At 62.1% G+C, this 17,297-nt stretch carries 17 protein-coding genes and 1 other annotated feature; of the genes, 14 read left to right on the plus strand and 3 right to left on the minus strand.

Going from position 1 to position 17,297, the window contains the following annotated elements; genetic code table 11:
- The first annotated feature begins 411 nt into the window (after positions 1-411).
- The 5 genes from ACTNBU_RS02150 (at position 412) to ACTNBU_RS02170 (ending at position 4,658) form a co-directional block, all read left to right on the plus strand.
- The gene (locus ACTNBU_RS02150; RefSeq protein ID WP_441030245.1) at positions 412-771 is read left to right on the plus strand and encodes a GntR family transcriptional regulator; all 360 of its coding nucleotides are present in this window, start codon (positions 412-414) and stop codon (positions 769-771) included.
- A complete protein-coding gene (locus ACTNBU_RS02155; RefSeq protein ID WP_441030247.1) occupies positions 768-1,664 on the plus strand; it encodes an ABC transporter ATP-binding protein in 897 nt (298 codons plus the stop codon). Before ACTNBU_RS02150 ends, ACTNBU_RS02155 begins: the two co-directional genes overlap by 4 nt.
- Positions 1,639-3,660, plus strand: coding sequence for an ABC transporter permease (locus ACTNBU_RS02160; protein WP_441030249.1), 2,022 nt, complete (start codon positions 1,639-1,641; stop codon positions 3,658-3,660). Before ACTNBU_RS02155 ends, ACTNBU_RS02160 begins: the two co-directional genes overlap by 26 nt.
- Before the next feature lie 4 nt (positions 3,661-3,664).
- Positions 3,665-4,330: a peptidoglycan recognition protein family protein gene (locus tag ACTNBU_RS02165; RefSeq protein WP_441030251.1), complete on the plus strand. Its 666-nt coding sequence runs from the start codon at positions 3,665-3,667 to the stop codon at positions 4,328-4,330.
- A 163-nt stretch (positions 4,331-4,493) separates the two neighbouring features.
- The gene (locus ACTNBU_RS02170) at positions 4,494-4,658 is read left to right on the plus strand and encodes a hypothetical protein (RefSeq protein WP_441030253.1); all 165 of its coding nucleotides are present in this window, start codon (positions 4,494-4,496) and stop codon (positions 4,656-4,658) included.
- A 74-nt stretch (positions 4,659-4,732) separates the two neighbouring features.
- Here the strand turns inward: ACTNBU_RS02170 and ACTNBU_RS02175 are convergent, their stop codons facing one another.
- Positions 4,733-4,975, minus strand: coding sequence for a helix-turn-helix domain-containing protein (locus ACTNBU_RS02175; RefSeq protein WP_441030255.1), 243 nt, complete (start codon positions 4,973-4,975; stop codon positions 4,733-4,735).
- Between the two features lie 118 nt (positions 4,976-5,093).
- Here ACTNBU_RS02175 and ACTNBU_RS02180 point away from each other — a divergent pair, with 118 nt between their 5' ends.
- Positions 5,094-5,261: a hypothetical protein gene (locus tag ACTNBU_RS02180; protein ID WP_441030257.1), complete on the plus strand. Its 168-nt coding sequence runs from the start codon at positions 5,094-5,096 to the stop codon at positions 5,259-5,261.
- A 743-nt stretch (positions 5,262-6,004) separates the two neighbouring features.
- On the opposite strand, the gene ACTNBU_RS02185 is transcribed toward ACTNBU_RS02180, so the two are convergent.
- Positions 6,005-6,763, minus strand: a complete 759-nt coding sequence (locus tag ACTNBU_RS02185) for a ZIP family metal transporter (RefSeq protein ID WP_441030259.1) — start codon at positions 6,761-6,763, stop codon at positions 6,005-6,007.
- A gap of 235 nt (positions 6,764-6,998) precedes the next feature.
- On the opposite strand from ACTNBU_RS02185, the gene spoIID reads away from it, so the two are divergent.
- From spoIID to prmA, 8 genes are all read left to right on the plus strand, one after another.
- A complete protein-coding gene (spoIID, locus tag ACTNBU_RS02190; RefSeq protein WP_441030261.1) occupies positions 6,999-8,030 on the plus strand; it encodes a stage II sporulation protein D in 1,032 nt (343 codons plus the stop codon).
- 88 nt (positions 8,031-8,118) lie between these two features.
- Positions 8,119-8,372: a binding site (T-box leader), on the plus strand.
- 41 nt (positions 8,373-8,413) lie between these two features.
- Positions 8,414-8,614, plus strand: a complete 201-nt coding sequence (locus ACTNBU_RS02195; protein WP_441030264.1) for a PF20097 family protein — start codon at positions 8,414-8,416, stop codon at positions 8,612-8,614.
- Between the two features lie 46 nt (positions 8,615-8,660).
- On the plus strand, positions 8,661-11,474 hold the full coding sequence (gene ileS, locus ACTNBU_RS02200) for an isoleucine--tRNA ligase (protein ID WP_441030266.1): 2,814 nt from the start codon (positions 8,661-8,663) through the stop codon (positions 11,472-11,474).
- Between the two features lie 126 nt (positions 11,475-11,600).
- Positions 11,601-12,179 carry a flavodoxin family protein gene (locus tag ACTNBU_RS02205; RefSeq protein WP_441030268.1) on the plus strand — a complete coding sequence of 193 codons (579 nt, stop codon included), beginning with the start codon at positions 11,601-11,603 and terminating at the stop codon, positions 12,177-12,179.
- Between the two features lie 30 nt (positions 12,180-12,209).
- Positions 12,210-13,592: a tRNA uridine-5-carboxymethylaminomethyl(34) synthesis GTPase MnmE gene (mnmE, locus tag ACTNBU_RS02210; protein ID WP_441030270.1), complete on the plus strand. Its 1,383-nt coding sequence runs from the start codon at positions 12,210-12,212 to the stop codon at positions 13,590-13,592.
- A 228-nt stretch (positions 13,593-13,820) separates the two neighbouring features.
- Positions 13,821-14,408, plus strand: a complete 588-nt coding sequence (locus ACTNBU_RS02215; RefSeq protein WP_441030272.1) for a DUF1836 domain-containing protein — start codon at positions 13,821-13,823, stop codon at positions 14,406-14,408.
- Positions 14,401-15,273 (plus strand): DegV family protein, encoded by an 873-nt coding sequence (locus ACTNBU_RS02220; RefSeq protein ID WP_441030274.1) that lies wholly within the window; start codon positions 14,401-14,403, stop codon positions 15,271-15,273. Before ACTNBU_RS02215 ends, ACTNBU_RS02220 begins: the two co-directional genes overlap by 8 nt.
- 102 nt (positions 15,274-15,375) lie before the next feature.
- A complete protein-coding gene (prmA, locus tag ACTNBU_RS02225; RefSeq protein WP_441030276.1) occupies positions 15,376-16,329 on the plus strand; it encodes a 50S ribosomal protein L11 methyltransferase in 954 nt (317 codons plus the stop codon).
- A gap of 307 nt (positions 16,330-16,636) precedes the next feature.
- On the opposite strand, the gene ACTNBU_RS02230 is transcribed toward prmA, so the two are convergent.
- A partial coding sequence (locus ACTNBU_RS02230) for a transposase (RefSeq protein ID WP_441030278.1) occupies positions 16,637-17,297 on the minus strand: 661 nt, incomplete at its 5' end.

Here is a 17,297-nt window from a genome sequence, read left to right on the forward strand (position 1 = left end):
CACGTTCGCGTGCCTAGTCAATATAGCATAGAATTCCCGGCTTGTAAAGGAAAAAATACGCCGTTTCGCAACTTTTTTCCGGCCGGACGGGCGTATCTCCTCGGAATCTGTTTAATTTGCCGGGATGTTTCTCCGGAAGACCGTCCAGGACGTGCAAACGCCCTCCCCACGTAGATTGCCCGATGCCGCAGCCCTTCATTCCGCACCGCCGGGGCTGTCGGCATGAAAAAAGCAAAAATCCCGGAATCCACCCTTGACAACGGACACCGTTCATGATAACCTAACCGTACTAATACGGTTAGTACAGTTGTTGAGGAAGGTGCGTCATGTCGCTGCTTGTCATGTTACTGGGTGTTGCCGCGCTGGCAACCGTCCTTCTCGCGGCAGTCATTTTAAACAGGAGGTGAGCGGATGATCAGCCTGAATTACCGGGACTCCCGGCCCATTTATGAGCAGATCAGGGACGAGCTGCGGAAGCTGATCGTCAGCGGGGCGCTGGCAACGGACGAGAAGCTGCCCTCCGTCCGGGCGCTGGCCGCTCAGCTGGCCATCAATCCCAACACCATCCAGCGGGCCTACAATGAGCTGGAGGCAGAGGGGTATATCTATTCCGTTCCCGGAAAGGGCAGCTTTGCCGCCGGGAACGACGCTGCCGGGGCCCGGCGGCGGGAGGAGCTGCTGCGGCAGGCCAGGGACCTGCTCCGGGAGCTGCGGTATCTGGGCGTCTGCCAGGAGGAGCTGGCGGCGCTGCTGAAGGAGGTAGACCAATGATCGAAGTACGGGAACTTGTGAAGCGGTTCGACGGCTTTGCCGCTCTGGACGGTGCTTCGCTGTCGGTGCCCACCGGCAGCGTCTACGGACTGGTGGGACCCAACGGCGCAGGCAAATCCACGCTGATCCGCCATCTGACGGGCATTTACCGCCAGGACGAGGGCACCATCTCCATCGCCGGGGAGCCGGTTTGGGAGAACAGCGCCCTGAAGGCCCGGGTCGCGGCCATTCCGGACGACTGGTATTATTTCCCCCAGTCCTCCATCCGGGACATGATGCGGTTCTACAGGAGCTTTTATCCCGCGTTCAATATGGAGCGGTATGAAAAGCTGAAGGAGGTCTTCCAGATCGACGAGAAGCGGCCCATCCGCCGCCTGTCCAAGGGTATACAGAAGCAGGCGGCCTTCTGGCTGACCCTCTGCTGCATGCCGGACTATCTGGTCCTGGATGAGCCGGTGGACGGCCTGGACCCGGTGATGCGGCGGCAGGTGTGGTCCCTGGTGATGGGCGACGTGTCGGAGCGGGGCACCACAGTGCTGGTCAGCTCCCACAATCTCCGGGAGCTGGAGGACGTCTGCGACCATGTGGGCATCATGGATCACGGAAAGGTGCTGCTGGAGCGGTCTCTGGCCCAGCTCCAGGACAACATGGTCAAGCTCCAGGTGGTGTTCCCTGACGGCGTGACGGAGGTCCCGGCGGAGCTGCCGGTACTTCACGCGTCGAAGATGGGCCGCATCCACACCCTCATCATGCGCATGAGCGCCCGGGAGGCGGAGGAGCGGGTGGCGGCCTACAGTCCGCTGCTGGTGGACGCGGTGCCCCTGACATTGGAGGAGATCTTCATCTACGAACTGGGAGGTGTGAACTATGAAGTCAAAGACATGGTCCTGTGACCGGGGACTGTTCAGCGCCGGACTGTTCCGGAAGAACCTGAGCCGCTTCTGGCCCCTGTGGGGCATGGCCTCCTTCCTGGGACTGCTGATGCCGCTGGCGGTGCTGTTCCAGAAGCTGCGGTATCCCGAGTTGGTCATCCAGCCCCTGGAGGTGACGGCAGGCTACTACGACATTCTGGCCTACGCCGTGCCCATCGTCTCCCTGTGCTACGCCATCCTCTGCGCCATGACGGTGTGGAGCTATCTGTACAGCCCCCGCAGCGTCAGCATGATGCACACCCTGCCCATCCGCCGGTCAGGGCTGTTCGTCACCAATTTCCTCTCCGGCATGGCTATGATGCTGATCCCCTACGTGGTCACCGGCGCCATGTGCGTTCTGCTGACCCTGATCTACAGCTGCTTTGAGCCGGTGGGCCTGCTGGTCACCGTTCTGGGCGTGCTGGGAGACAGCTTCTTCTACTTTTCCACCGCCACCCTGGCGGCTTTCTGCGTGGGCAACATCTTCGCCCTGCCGGCGGTGTATTTCCTGCTCCACTTCCTGGCCGTGATGCTGGACTGGCTGCTGTCCACCTTCGCCCAGGGCTATCTGTTCGGCCTCACCAGCAGCTACTCCGGCACGGTGGAATTCCTGTCCCCCACGGTGTATCTGCTGGACCGCGTGAACGTGGACCGGACCTGGCAGGAGGTGCAGGCCCGGACGGCGCTGACCAACACCGGCTATTTCACCAGCGGGCTTGCGGAAGTGACGCTGCGGAACTTCTGGCTCATCGGCGTCTACGCCCTGGTGGGCGTGGCACTGCTGACCCTGGCCTGGGCGCTGTATGCCCACCGCCGCAGCGAGAGCGCCGGGGACGTGGTGGCCGTGGGCTGGATGAAGCCGGTGTTCCGCTTCGGTCTTGCGGCCCTGGCGGCCCTGCTGGGCGGACAGCTGCTGTACGCCCTGTTCTGGAGCAGCTTCCAGGACGGCCAGTATTACGACTCCGTTCCTCTGGTGGTGTGTATGCTGGTGGCGGGCACCATCGGCTACTACGGCTCCTCCATGCTGCTGGCCAAGTCCCTGCGGGTGTTCCGGAGGAGCTGGATGGGCCTGGCGGCGGTGGCCTTGGGCTGCATCGCCCTGTGCGGCATCCTGCGGTTCGACGTGCTGAACATCGCCGGACGGGTGCCGGAGCTGAACAGCGTGAAAGAGGTCCGTCTGGACGCCGCCGGCAACAGCTACACCCTCTATCCCGGCGAGGACAATGCGGTCATCGAGCAGATCCGGCAGCTCCATCAGACCATCGTGGCGGACGAGGACTACATTCGCTCTCCCCACAGCTGGGACATCGTCACTCCCGACGGCGGCGGGGAGAACGCCGTGACCTTCACCTATCTCACGCTGGTCTACGAGTTCACCGGCGGCGGAGAGGTGCGGCGGAGCTATGATCTGCCCCTGACCCGTGAACGTCTCGTCCAGGAGGGCACCTACGACAATCTGCTGGACCGGCTCATCAACGACGAGGACATGAAGACCCGGCGGCTCCACGCAGGCGACAGCCGCTACACCGTGGAGGGCGGCTATCTGTACTGTGATGTCAGCGAGAGCGGCTATGATCTGAACAGCCGGGAAGCCGCCTCTGTTCTGGAGGCAGCGGCAAAAGACGCCGCCGACGGCACCTGGGGCACCTACGACTGGTTCAACGAGGACAGCGGGGGTGACTACGCCATCGATCTGGAATTGCAGTTCAGCTATGCCGATGAGTCCACCCGCAGCAGCAACTGGATTACCATCAGAGTCCGTCCCGGCATGGAAAACACCGTGGCCTGCCTGAAGGAGCTGGGTCTGGTAACGGACCGGGATCTGGTGACCTACGCGGAACTGGACGACCGGGAGTTCGCCCTGAAATACGGAGGGGTCCCGACGGAGATCCTGACGGAGACAGAGGCCGCGGCCATCGGCATCATCGGCGGCGCCGACGGCCCCACGGAGACTTTTGTGACGGAAGCGGTGGGATAAGCGCATGTCCGCACGCAGAAGAAAGAGACGCCGGCGGTGGAATCCTCGGTTCGTGATCCTGTGCGCCGCGCTGCTGGCGCTGGCCTGCGGGCTGGCGGTAGGGCTGTTCCGATGGCTCACCGCCGGTCCTCCGGCGGAGGACACGGTGCTGCCGGACTACGTGACGGAGGACCTGCTGACGGTGAACCAGTGGTCCCGCCCCGGCACGCCGCTGGAGGAGATCAACGGCATCGTCATCCACTACGTGGGCAATCCCGGCACCACTGCTCAGGCCAACCGGAATTACTTTGAATCTCTGTCCACCGGAAAGGACGGCACCTATGCCAGCTCCCACTTTGTGGTGGGTCTGGAGGGGGAGGTCCTGCTGTGCGTCCCCCTGACGGAGGAGGCCTACGCCTCTAACAGCCGCAACGGCGATACCGTCTCCATTGAGGTCTGCCATCCCGACGACACCGGGGAGTTTTCCACAGTCACCTACGACCGGGTGGTGGAGCTGACGGCCTGGCTGTGCCGGGAATTCCGGCTGGATCCGGAGCGGGACGTCATCCGCCACTACGATGTGACGGGAAAGCTGTGTCCCCTGTACTATGTGGAAAACCCGGAGGCATGGGACGCCTTTTTAAGCGATGTGTCGGCGGAGCTGGCGGTGCTGCAGCAGGAGAAGCGGTAAGTTTTCCACAGTCTTTAAAAATTTTTCTGAAAATTCGTGCAACTATTTTGCCTTCTGATTCGTCTTAGTAATTAGAGGGAACTCTCGATGGAAGTCACAACAGAACTGTTTCACCGGAAAGGGAGCAGGCGATTGGAATATGTGTTTGGAGGCAGAGAAGAAAATGGAACAGCGCACGGATACCATGTGGCGGATCTGGGTCGACACCAAGAACCGCATCGTTTCTTTCCATGAAGCCGAGGGCTGCCGGCTGATGGAGTTCCGCAGCCATGAGATGTTTCTGAACTATGTGGACGGGTTCACCGGCAAGCACTACCGCTATCAGTGACGCGGAAAGTGCCCTGCTGGACCCGGAAAAGATTACAGAGCGGACACGCATAGGCGTGTCCGCTCTGTCCGCATTCACTCCGATCCATCCGCCCGTCCCGCAGGCGGGCGGGACGGCGCATCGTCGTCGGTGAGGCCCAGCAGATAATCCACGCTGGTGCTGTGGAACCGGGCCAGGGCGATCAGCGTGGCGCTGGGGATGTCCAGAGAGCCGCTCTCATAGCGGGAATAGGTGGCCTGGGAAATGTGGAGCAGCTCCGCCATGGCCCCCTGGGTCAGATCCCGGTCCTCCCGCAGGTCCCGAATGCGCTGATACATCGCCGACCGCCTCCTCGCTGTCAAGTCGCTTTATTCTATTGTATGCGAAAATTGCATATTGATTTTTATGCAGTAATCGCATAAAATAGAGGCATTCAGAGGAGAAAGAAGGCGTGAAATGGCAAAGCAGGAGGAGCCGCCGGTGTGGCGGGTATGGGTGAACGCCGCGGCGCGGGTGGTGTCCTTTCACCCGGCGGAGGGGTACTGCCTGATGGAGTTCCGGGATCATGGGCAGTTTATGAAATACGTGGATGAGTGTACCGCCAGGAATTATCGGTATCAATAATAAGATAGGAGTTGTCCCTCGCGGGGGTGCGGGATGGTGCGGCGAAGGCCGCGGGCTTGCGGCTCCGCCGCGGGCAACCCCCCCTTTCTCTTTTCGGTTGCGCCGAAAAGAGAAAGCGCTTTTTGATGGTGTCAAGAGAAAAGACGCTGGCGGCGGCATTTCAGGCTCTGCCTGAAACGCCTTTTCCCGCCTTTTACGAGGGGTTATTGGGGGGCTGATTCGAGGGCTTTTGACCACTCAACCGCGTATGGCAGTTTCGTCAGTTGGGGGCGCTCCCGGATGCCTCCTGCTCCTGTTTTGCTGCCGCACCCTGGTAGTTGCCGGAGCTTGGTGGAAGGGGTGCTCCCAGATAGCCCCTGCTTCTTTTTTGCTGACGCAATTCGGTGGGTATCGAAAGAACGGCGCCGGGCTCTCTCAAACTGCCAGGGTGCGGCAGTGAAAAGAGGAGGGCGGTGCATCCGGGCGGGACCCCAACTTTTGTAACTGCCGTATTTGGTTGAATGGGCAAAGCCCGCAGGTTTCCGCCAAGCCAAAACCCCGTAATAGGCGCTGCGAGCGTTCCGGACGAAGTCCGGAATGCCGCCGCCCGAGCCTTTTTCTCTTACACCATCAAAAGGCGCATTCTCTTTTTCCTCGGAAAAAGAGAATGGGGGTTTTGAAGCCAGCGGGCTTCCCCGGCATTTCCCCGCGCCCCGAACGGGGCGCATTACCGGACTTCCGTGATGAAAATTCCACCCCCTTCGTCACCCCAGTGCCACATCCAGCACCATCATGATCAGAAACCCTGTGACAAATCCATGGGTCCCCGCCTGACTGTGGGCCTGGGGGATCAGCTCCTCCACCACCACATACAGCATGGCCCCGGCGGCGAAGCTCAGCAGCCAGGGCATAGCCGCCGTGGCCCCCGCAGCGATGAATACCACTAGAACGCCGAAGACCGGCTCCACCGCCCCGGACAAGGCTCCGCCCAGAAAGGCCCGCCTTCTGGACAGTCCCTCCTGCCGCAGGGGCAGGGAGATGGCGGCACCTTCCGGAAAGTTCTGAATGCCGATGCCCAGCGCCAAGGCCACCGCTCCGGCCAGGCTCTCTCCCCTGGCCGCCAGGGCGAAGGCCAGCCCCACAGCCATGCCCTCCGGCACGTTGTGCAGAGTGATGGCGGTAGCCAGCAAAGTGGTGGCCCGGGATGTACGGTGGGCCCGGTCCTCCCGCCGGAGTCTGGGCAGAACGCCGTCCAGCGCCGCCAGAAAACAGACGCCCGCCAGCAGTCCCGCCGCGGGCGGCAGCCAGCCCGGCAGGCCCAGCGCCGCCGCCCGGTCGATGGCCGGGAGCAGCAGGCTCCACACGGAGGCCGCCGTCATCACTCCGGCGGCAAAGCCCAGCATGGCCTTTTGAAATCTGGCCTTCGGCTCACCTGAAAAAAAGAACACCATAGCGGCGCCGGTCACGGTCATCAGAAACGTGAAGCCCGTACCGGCCGCCGCCCATGTGAGTGCGTGATTCATTGAAATTCCTCCTGTCATAAGGGCGTGGTTACACCCGTATGACAGAATACGCCGCCGTCCCGGAGGGTGTGACTGCGGTCCAGACTGCCTGTCGCCCTTGTTGGAAGTATGCCGGGTATGCTATAATGGTCCCCGCATGATTTTTCTCCGGGGGACATAGACTGTCCCAGGACCTGCGGGACGGACCCGCCGGGTGCGGAATGTGAAATTTACGGAGAGAGGAACGGATACCGGCATGAAAAAACGAAGGACCGCCAGACGGGCGCGGTACAATTTTGGGGTCTCGGCGCTGCTGCTGTGCCTGCTGTTCCTGCTGCCGCTGTTCACGGTCACAGTGGTCCGTCACGAGCAGGAAAAGGCGGGCGAACAGGAGCCGGAGCCCATCGAGATCCTGCCCCCCGGCGAGATCGACAGCTCCGGCACCGTCCGGGTGCTGCTGGGGGACACGGTGGAGACCATGACCATGGCGGATTATCTCACCGGCGTCCTCCGGGCGGAGATGCCCGCCTCCTTTGAGCAGGAGGCGCTTTGCGCCCAGGCGGTGGCCGCCCGGACCTACACCCTGTACAAGCTGTCCGCCGGCAGCAATCATGCCCCGGACGCCGACATCTGCGGCGATCACACCTGCTGTCAGGCGTATCTGGGGAAAGCGCAGGCCGCGGCCAACTGGGGCGAAAACGCGGAGCGGTACGAGGCCAAAATTGAAAACGCCGTCTCCGCCACCGACGGCCAGACCATTCTGTATGATGACCAGCCAATTCTGGCAGTGTTCCACTCCTCCTCCGCCGGACAGACCAAGAGTGCCGGCGAAGTGTGGACCCAGGACCTCCCCTATCTCCAGAGCGTGTCCAGCCCGGAGAAGGATACGGAAATTCCCAACTATTACAGCCGCGTAGAATTTACTCCGGCGGAGTTCCGGGAGAAGTTCCTGGCCATCTATCCTGAGGCGGACCTCTCCGGAGATATCAGCGGCTGGGTGCGGGATCTCACTGTCACCGAGGGCATCAACGTGGACCGGGTCACCATCGGCGGCGTGTCCGTCCGGGGCAGTCAGGTGCGGACCACCTTCGGCCTGCGGTCCGCCTCCTTCGATGTGGAGGTCCAGGACGGAAAGCTGGTGTTTTTCGTCACCGGCTACGGCCACGGCGTGGGCATGAGCCAGTACGGCGCCAATGAGATGGCGAAAGAGGGAAGGACCTGGCGGGAAATCATCCAGCACTATTATACCGGCGTCACCATCGCCGCCCGGAGCTGGCAGGGCGGCTGAGAGGGCCAACGTATTTTTTACGGTAATTTTCCCGGGAAAGCCGGTTGACAAACCGGAAAAACGTGATATGATGTCAGGGTATATTGAATATTCGGCGTGGATAAGGACGAGTACCCCTTTGGTTCCCGCAAAGAGAGCCGCCGTTTGGTGCAAGGCGGACGGGCGCGGAGGGCGAAGATCACCTTGGAGCCTCCTGCTGAAAGACGACGCGAGTAAGCAAGGACGTGTGATGCCCGTTAACGCATCGGCCTGTGACAGCAGGCTGCGAGCGGCCGGGGCCCGTGAGGGCACGGCAACCGAGAGTGGTACCGCAGAGTGTTTTCTGAACGCTTTGTCTCTTGACAGAGACAAGGCGTTTTTTATTTTGCAAGGAGGGTCTTTTCATGAACTGTCCCTACTGCGGAAAAGAGATGAAGCAGGGCGCGCTGGCGTCCCGGAACCCCATCTTCTGGTCGGAGAAGGGCGAAGCCCCCTCCCCTTTCCACTTCCGGACCGTCGCCGCTCTGACGGATGTCTTCCGGGCGAACAATCCCGCCGCCTGGCGCTGTGAGGACTGCAAGACCATCATTCTGCCCTATCAATAAAATCAAAATAACAATCAATCATACCGACACAGGAGGAGACACAGATATGGATTACAACAAGACCATCAATCTGCCCAAGACCGCGTTCCCCATGCGGGCGGGCCTGCCCAAGCGGGAGCCGGAGATGCTCAAGCGCTGGGAGGAGCAGGACGTTTACAACGAGCTGCTGAAGAAGAACGAGGGCAAGCCCCGGTTCTCCCTTCACGACGGCCCTCCCTTCTCCAACGGCGCCCTGCACATGGGCCACGCCCTGAACAAGGCCCTGAAGGACTTCATCACCCGGTCCTACGCCATGAGGGGCTACTACACCCCCTATATTCCCGGCTGGGACAACCACGGCATGCCCATTGAGTCCGCCATCATCAAGCAGAACAAGCTGGACCGGAAGAAGATGTCCGTGCCCGAGTTCCGCTCCGCCTGCCACGCCTTCGCCGACCACTATATCGATGTGCAGCGGGAGGGCTTCAAGCGCATGGGCGTCATCGGCGACTGGGAGCACCCCTACAAGACCATGGATCCCAGCTTCGAGGCCGAAGAGGTGAAGGTCTTCGGTGAGATGTACAAGAAGGGCTACATCTACAAGGGCCTGAAGCCCGTGTACTGGTGCCCCCACGACGAGACCGCTCTGGCCGAGGCGGAGATCGAGTATCAGGACGATCCCTGCACCACCGTGTATGTGAAGTTCCCCATGCACGACGATCTGGGCAAGCTGCCCGGCTATGACAAGAGCAAGCTGTTCTTCGTGATCTGGACCACCACCATCTGGACCCTGCCCGGCAACCTGGCCATCTCCCTCCATCCCGATGAGCCCTACGCCCTGGTGAAGGCTCCCAACAGCGAGATCTATATCATGGCCGAGGCCCTCACCGACAAGGTCATGCGCATCGGCGGCTTCGACAGCTATGAGATCCTGGAGAGCCATCCCGGCGCGTTCTTCGAGAACATGCTGGCGGACCATCCCTTCCTGCCCAAGACCTCCCGCCTGCTGCTGGCGGACTACGTCACCATGGACTCCGGTACCGGCTGCGTCCACACCGCCCCCGGCTTCGGCGCCGACGACTATCAGACCTGCCGCCGCTACGGCATGGACATGGTGGTGCCCGTGGACGACCAGGGCAAGCACACTGAGTACGCCGGCAAGTACGCCGGCATGAGCACCGACGAGTCCAACCCCGTCATTCTGAAGGACATGCAGGAGAGCGGCGCCCTGTTCGCCTCCGAGGACATCGTCCACAGCTATCCCCACTGCTGGCGCTGCAAGGGCCCCATCATCTTCCGGGCCACGCCCCAGTGGTTCTGCTCCGTGGAGTCCTTCAAGGACGAGGCCTGCGCCGCCTGCGACGACGTGCGCTGGGTCCCCGGCTGGGGCATCGACCGGATGAAGTCCATGATCCGGGAGCGCACCGACTGGTGCATCAGCCGCCAGCGGAAGTGGGGCCTGCCCATCCCCGTGTTCTACTGCAAGGATTGCGGCAAGCCCATCGTCACCGACGAGAGCATTGAGGCCATCTCCAGGCTGTTCGCCGCCGAGGGCTCCAACGCCTGGTTCTCCAAGGAGGCCGCCGAGATCCTGCCCGAGGGCTTCGCCTGCCCCCACTGCGGCTCCAAGTCCGGCTTCACCAAGGAGGAGGATACCCTGGACGGCTGGTTCGACTCCGGCTCCACCCACTTTGCCTCCATGAAGAAGACCCAGGGCTTCTGGCCCGCCACCATGTATCTGGAGGGCCTCGACCAGTATCGCGGCTGGTTCCAGTCCTCCCTGCTCACCGCCGTGGGCGCCTTCGGCCAGGGCGCTCCCTTCCAGGAGTGCGTCACCCACGGCTGGACCGTGGACGGCGAGGGCAAAGCCATGCACAAGTCTCTGGGCAACGGCATGGACCCCTATGAGATCATGGACAAGTACGGCGCCGATCTGCTGCGCCTGTGGGCCGCCAGCGCCGACTACCACACCGACGTCCGCTGCTCCGACGAGATCTTCAAGCAGCTGAGCCAGAACTACCTGAAGTTCCGCAACACCGCCCGGTACTGCCTGGGCAACCTGGACGGTTTCAACGCCGACGATCTGGTGCCCGCCGACAAGATGGAGGAACTGGACCGCTGGGCCGTCACCAAGCTTAACGCCCTCATCGAGAAGTGCTTCGCCGCCTACGACGAGTACGAGTTCAACGCCGTCACCCACGCCGTCAACGACTTCTGCGTGGTGGAGATGAGCAACTTCTATCTGGACATCATCAAGGACCGGCTGTACTGCGAGGAGAAGGACGGCGCCAAGCGCCGCTCCGCCCAGACCGCCCTGTTCCTGATCCTGGACACCATGACCAAGATCATGGCCCCCATCCTGGCCTACACCAGCGACGAGATCTGGCAGGCCATGCCCCACCGCGCCAAGGATGACGCCCGGAACGTGGTGTTCAACGAGATGAACAAGCCCTTCACCGACTACGCCCTCAGCGACAAGGCCATGGAGAAGTGGGACATCGTGGAGAAGCTGCGGGACGACGTCAACGCCGTGCTGGAGACCGCCCGGGCCGAGAAGAAGATCGGCAAGGCCCTGGAGGCCCATGTCTCCCTCCACGCCGAGGACGACGCGTCCGCCCAGGCCCTGATGGCCACCTTCGGCGTCAGCCTGGCGGAGGTGTTCATCGTCTCCGACTGCAACATCACCTCCGCCCCCGCAGAGGAGACCTCCATCGTGGGCAAGGGCACCAACTTCCCCGGCCTGACCATCGAGATCAGCGAGGCCAAGGGCGGCAAGTGCGAGCGCTGCTGGATGCATTCCACCCGCGTGGGTCAGGATGCCGACCATCCCACCCTGTGCCCCCGCTGCGCGGCCGTGGTCAGCAAGCTGCCCCAGTTCTGAGCATTTTTCCCTGTATGACAGTCCCCCGGCTCTCCGCCGGGGGACTTTTCCGCTTCCGGGGCGCTTGAACCCCGATGCGGAATGTGCTATCCTGATACGCACAGAATACCGAAGGGAGGAACCGGGATGAACGTGCTGATCCTCATGGGCAGCCCCCGGAAAAACGGCAATACCCGACAGCTTCTGGAACCTTTTACCGAGACTCTGGAGGCCCGCGGCGCGGAGACGGAGACCGTCTGGCTGTATGACCGGGATATCCAGCCCTGCACTGCCTGCCGCACCTGTCAGCGGGACTGGACCGCCTTCGGCTGCCGTCAGCGGGACGATGTGCAGGACCTCTTTGACCGCGTCCTCCGGGCGGACCTGCTGGTGCTGGCCACGCCCATCTACTCCTGGTACTGCACGCCGCCCATGAAGGCCCTGCTGGACCGGTTGGTATACGGCATGAACAAATACTACGGCGAGGAAAAAGGCCCCTCCCTGTGGGCCGGAAAGAAGCTGGCCCTGCTGTGTACCTGTGGCTATCCGCCGGAAAAGGGCGCTGACCTGTGGGAGGCGGGGATGAAGCGGTACTGTAAGCACTCCCGCCTCACCTATCTGGGCATGCTGGCGGAGCACGACCCGGGCTACAGGGACGTCTTTATGTCTCCGGACAAAGCGGAGCGGGCCCGTGCCTTCGCCGCCCAACTGCTGGCGGCGGACTGAACATCGATTTTGAAGAAGGAGTGGAATCCTATGGACATCATCGCCGCCATCGCCACCGGACAGGCCGCCACGGCCATCGGCATCGTCCGCATCTCCGGCGAGGGGTGCTTCGCTCTGTGTGACCAGGTGTTCCGGCCTATGAACGGCCGACCCTTCTCCCAGACGGAGCCCCGGAAGATGATTTACGGCGACGTGCTGGACCAGAGCGGCGGCGTCCTGGACCGGGGCCTTGCCGTGCGGTTCCCCGGGACCGGAAGTTACACCGGTGAGGACTCCGCAGAGTTCCACTGCCACGGCTCCCCCGTAGTGCTGCGGGAGGTGCTGAACACGCTGTTCGCCCTGGGGGCCCGGCAGGCCCGGCCCGGCGAGTTCACCCGGCGGGCCTTCCTCAACGGCCGCATGGATCTGACCCAGGCGGAGGCCGTCATCGATCTCATCGACGCGGAGACCGCCGCCGCCGCCAAAAACGCCATGGCCCAGCTGGACGGCGCCCTCCGTCGCCCGCTGGAGCGCATTCAGGACGGGCTGCTGGACATTGCCTCCCGGTTCTACGCCGTGGTGGACTACCCCGACGAGGACATCGAGGACATCCGACCGGAGCAGATCCGGGAGACACTGGCGGAGACGGAGTCAGCGCTGGAGCGGCTGCTGGCCACCGGCCAGCGGGGAAAGGTTCTGAAGGCCGGCGTGCGGACCGCCATCGTGGGCCGTCCCAACGCCGGAAAGTCCTCCCTGCTGAACGCCTTGGCGGGCTATGAGCGGGCCATCGTCACTGACATCCCCGGCACCACCCGGGACACGGTGGAGGAGTCCGCCGTGGTGCGGGACGTGCTGCTGCGTCTGGTGGACACCGCCGGTATCCGGGACAGCGCCGACGCCGTGGAACAGCTGGGCGTGGAGCGCAGCCGGAGAGCCGTGGACAGCGCCCAGCTGGTCATCGCCGTCATCGACGGCGTCACTGGCCCTACGGAGGAGGATCAGGAGATCCTGGAACTGGCCAGCCGCGCCCCCCACTGGATCCTGGGCTTCAGCAAATCCGACCTGCTCCCCCAGGGTTCCTGCCCGGTTCTGGAAATTCCCGGGTCCCTGCGGGAGCCGGACCAGGCCGTCTCTTTCAGCTCCGTGGCCCCCGACGGACTACGCCTGCTGGAGGACGCCATCGCGGACCTGTTCCCCGCCGGGGACCCGAAGGACGCCGGGGGCCTGCTGACGGACATCCGCCAGGAGGACGCCGTCCGCCGGACGCTGGAAGCCGTCCGCCGGGCGCGGGAGGCCCTCTCCGCCGGACTGACCCCCGACGCCGTGGTGACGGACATCGAAGACGGGCTCAACGCCCTAGGAGAGCTCACCGGACGTACCGCCCGGGAGGACATCGTGGAGCGCATCTTCTCCCGGTTCTGCGTGGGGAAATGACCGCTCCGGCAGCTTGCGCCGGAATTCGACACCGCAGGACTGTGTCATACGATTGCGAGATGCCTGCTCATGGTTTTTAAAATTTTTTGGATTCGTTTACAAAACCGTTTTTCCGCTGTATAATAGTGTTGTGAGAAACGCTGGCGCAGCCGGTGACGGCTGGCGGCGGAGGCCTCCGGCACGGAGGTCTCCATTTCTGATATCAGTGCGGGACGAAGGAGGTTTTTTATGGACGAATTGATGGAGATCCAGGAGCGGATGCGGAGCCAGCGGCCGGTGAACTGGGAACAGCTGCCGGATTTCCCGCTGTATATGGATCAGGTGCTGTCCTATATGGACCGGCAGATCCTGCGGTTCGAGGAGGATGACGGACTGACCTCCGCCATGGTGAACAACTACACGAAAAGCGGTCTTCTGCCCCGGGCAGAGGGCAAGAAGTACAACCGGACCCATCTGGCCTATCTGACGGCCATCTGCGTTTTGAAGCGGGTGATGTCCGCAAAAGATATGGAGATGGTGCTCTCCGCCCAGTTGGAGCAGCGGCAGAACGTGGGCGAGGGCTACGATCAGTTCCGGGACAGTCTGGGCAAGGCGCTGAACCTCATCACGGAGATGATGGAGGCGTACAACCAGCCTGAGGACATTGCCGACGCCGCCATCCACTTCGCCCTGCTGGCCTACGCCGCGGAGGTAGCCAGCAGCCGGTATGTGGCGCTGCTGCGCCGTCAGCGTCAGCCGGAGGAGCCGAAAAAGCCCCAGAAGGTCAGCCGGAAGGAGCGCCGGAAGCAGGAGAAGGAGGCCGCGGAGGATGCGTGATTTTGCCATTGTGACAGACAGCTGCTGTGATCTCACCGCCGCTCTGGCGGAGGAGCTATCGCTGACGGTACTGCCCCTCAGCTTTCACATAGGCGATCAGGACTGCCGCAACTGGCTGGATGGCCGGGATATGGACTTCCACCAGTTCTATGAGAAGATCCGGCGGGGCACTCCCGCCACCACCTCTGCCGTCAGCGTTGGGGATTTTCAGGAGGCCATGCGGAAGCTGCTGGAGAACGGGAAGGACGTTCTCTGCATCAGTTTCTCCTCCGCCCTGTCCACCACCTACCAGTCGGCCTGCATCGCCGCGGAGGACTTGCGAAGCGAGTTTCCGGAGGCGAAACTCTTTGTGGTAGACTCCCTCTCCGCCTCCCTGGGCCAGGGGCTGCTGGTCTATCTGTGCGTCCGGGAGCAGCGCCAGGGAAAGACCATCGAGGAGGTCCGGGACTTCGCCGAGGAGACGAAAATGCACCTGTGCCACTGGTTCACGGTGGACGATCTGAACCATCTGAAACGGGGCGGACGCATCAGCGCCGCCACGGCGCTGTTCGGCACCATGCTGTCGGTGAAGCCGGTGATGCACATGGACGACGGAGGCCGTCTGGTGCCCGTCAGCAAGGCCAGGGGGCGAAAGGCCTCCCTCACCGCCCTGGTGGACCGGATGGAAACGCTGGCCGTGGACCCGGCGCGTCAGACGGTGTTCATCAGTCACGGCGACTGCCTGGAGGACGCGCAGTTCGTGGCCGGTGAGGTCCGCCGCCGGTTCGGCACGGAGGACATCCGCATCAACTACGTGGGGCCGGTCATCGGCAACCACTCCGGGCCGGGCACCGTGGCCCTGTTCTTCCTGGGGACAGAGCGATAAAGCGATCAGGAACGAGGAGCCGGAACGCCCATTGTTCTGCGCTTTCCGGCTCTCTCATTCCTAATTCCTCATTCCTAATTCCTAATTTCAAGGAGACTGCATATGAAGTGGCTGGAAGTACACATCGACACCAATCATCAGGGTCTGGAGCAGGTGGAGGCGTTCCTCTCCGGACAGGGCATCGACAGCGTGGTCATTGACGACGAAGGGGAGTTCCAGGATTTTCTGGAGAACAACCACCAGTACTGGGACTACGTAGACGAGGACCTGATGGCGGCGGAAAAGGGCAAGTCCCGGGTGACGTTCTATCTGGAGGCCAACGAGGACGGCTTTTCCACACTGGCGCAGGTGCGCGTCGCCCTGGCGGAGTTCAAGGAGCGGCATCCGGAGTGTGGGAGCCTGCTGATGACGCTGGACAATCTGGAGGAGTCGGACTGGGAGAACAACTGGAAGCAGTTCTACAAGCCCATGGAGATCGGTGATCGGCTCATTGTCATCCCGGAGTGGGAGAACGCCGACATCGGAGACCGGGTGCCTCTGATCCTGAATCCCGGCCTGACCTTCGGCACCGGCAGCCACGCCACCACCCGGCTGTGCCTGAAGGCGCTGGAGCAGCGGGTCCATGGCGGCGAGCGGGTGCTGGACCTGGGCTGCGGCAGCGGCATTTTGTCCATCGCCGCCCTGAAGCTGGGCGCGGCCCACGCCTTCGCCTGCGACATCGACGACAAGTGCCAGGACGTGGCTTATGAGAACGCCGCCCTCAACGGCATCGGGAAGGACGTCTACACCGTCCGCACCGGAGACATCCTCACGGACAGTGCCTTACAGGCCGAGATCGGCGGCGGCTACGACGTGGTGCTGGCCAATATCGTGGCGGACGTCATCATCGCCCTGGCGCCGGCGGTGCGGCCGCTGCTGAAGCCCGACGGTGTGTTCATCTGCTCCGGCATCATCGACGACCGGGCGGTGGAGGTTGCGGACAAGCTCCGTCAGGCGGGGCTGGCCATTCTGGAGTCCAACCAGTCCGAGGGATGGTTCTCCTACGTCTGCCGGTGAGGCGGAAAAACGGCGAATTTCGGACTTTTGCGGATAAAAAGCGGTGCATTTTTGAAGAATGCACCGCTTTCCTTTTTCCTCTCGACGGCTTTCCCCTTTCTTTTCCGGATACGCCCGCTACAATGGAAAATGCAGATAGTCTCTGGGGCCGGACCCGGACAATTCCCCAGGGACGCCGGAAGTGAAAGATTAACTATTAAAAGTCAACCCTCAAAATGAGTGGAAGTGCTCACAGACAGATGGTTCAAAAAGGGTATGGAAAAGCTGAGGTCTTATCAGACCCCTGCTGTCTATTCAAATAGTTGGATCAAGCCGCTGAGCGATAGGGCTGCCCGGATTTCTCCATGGCGAAGATAAGCCGCACCAACTTCTTGGCTGCGTGGGAGATGGCTACATTGTAGTGCTTGCCCTCTGCCCGTTTCTTTGCGAGATAAGCGGCAAAGGCTGGGTCCCAAAGGCAGACATACTTGGTGGCGTTGAAAAGTGCGTAACGCAGATATCTGGAGCCCCGTTTCTCCATGTGTGGGTAACAGTTATTCAGTTGTCCGGACTGGTAAGTAGACGGTGACATACCAGCATAAGCCAGCAGCTTGTCCGGAGAGTCAAAACGTGACAGATCCCCCGCTTCAGCCAGGATCATGGCGCCCATGCGGCAGCCAATGCCGGGGATGGTCATGATGGGAGACCGGATCTCGTCCATCATGGTCTCAATCTCAGCTTCAATTTCATGGATTTCAGCATCCAGTTCCCGAATGAGCCGGATGGTATGCTGCAATTCCAGAGATTTGGCAGGCATTCTGGAACCAATGGACATTCGTGCGGCATCCCGAATTGACAATGCCACATCTCGCTTGTATCGGCCCTTAGAGGCCTTCTCCAAAAGAGATTTGAGGCTTGTCAGGTGTGCTCCGGCAACCTGTTTGGCTCCCGGAAACTCCTCCAGCAGGGCATAGACAGAGGCCATGTGG

Source organism: Dysosmobacter sp. HCP28S3_G4, from assembly GCF_052065175.1.
Lineage (GTDB): Bacteria > Bacillota > Clostridia > Oscillospirales > Oscillospiraceae > Oscillibacter.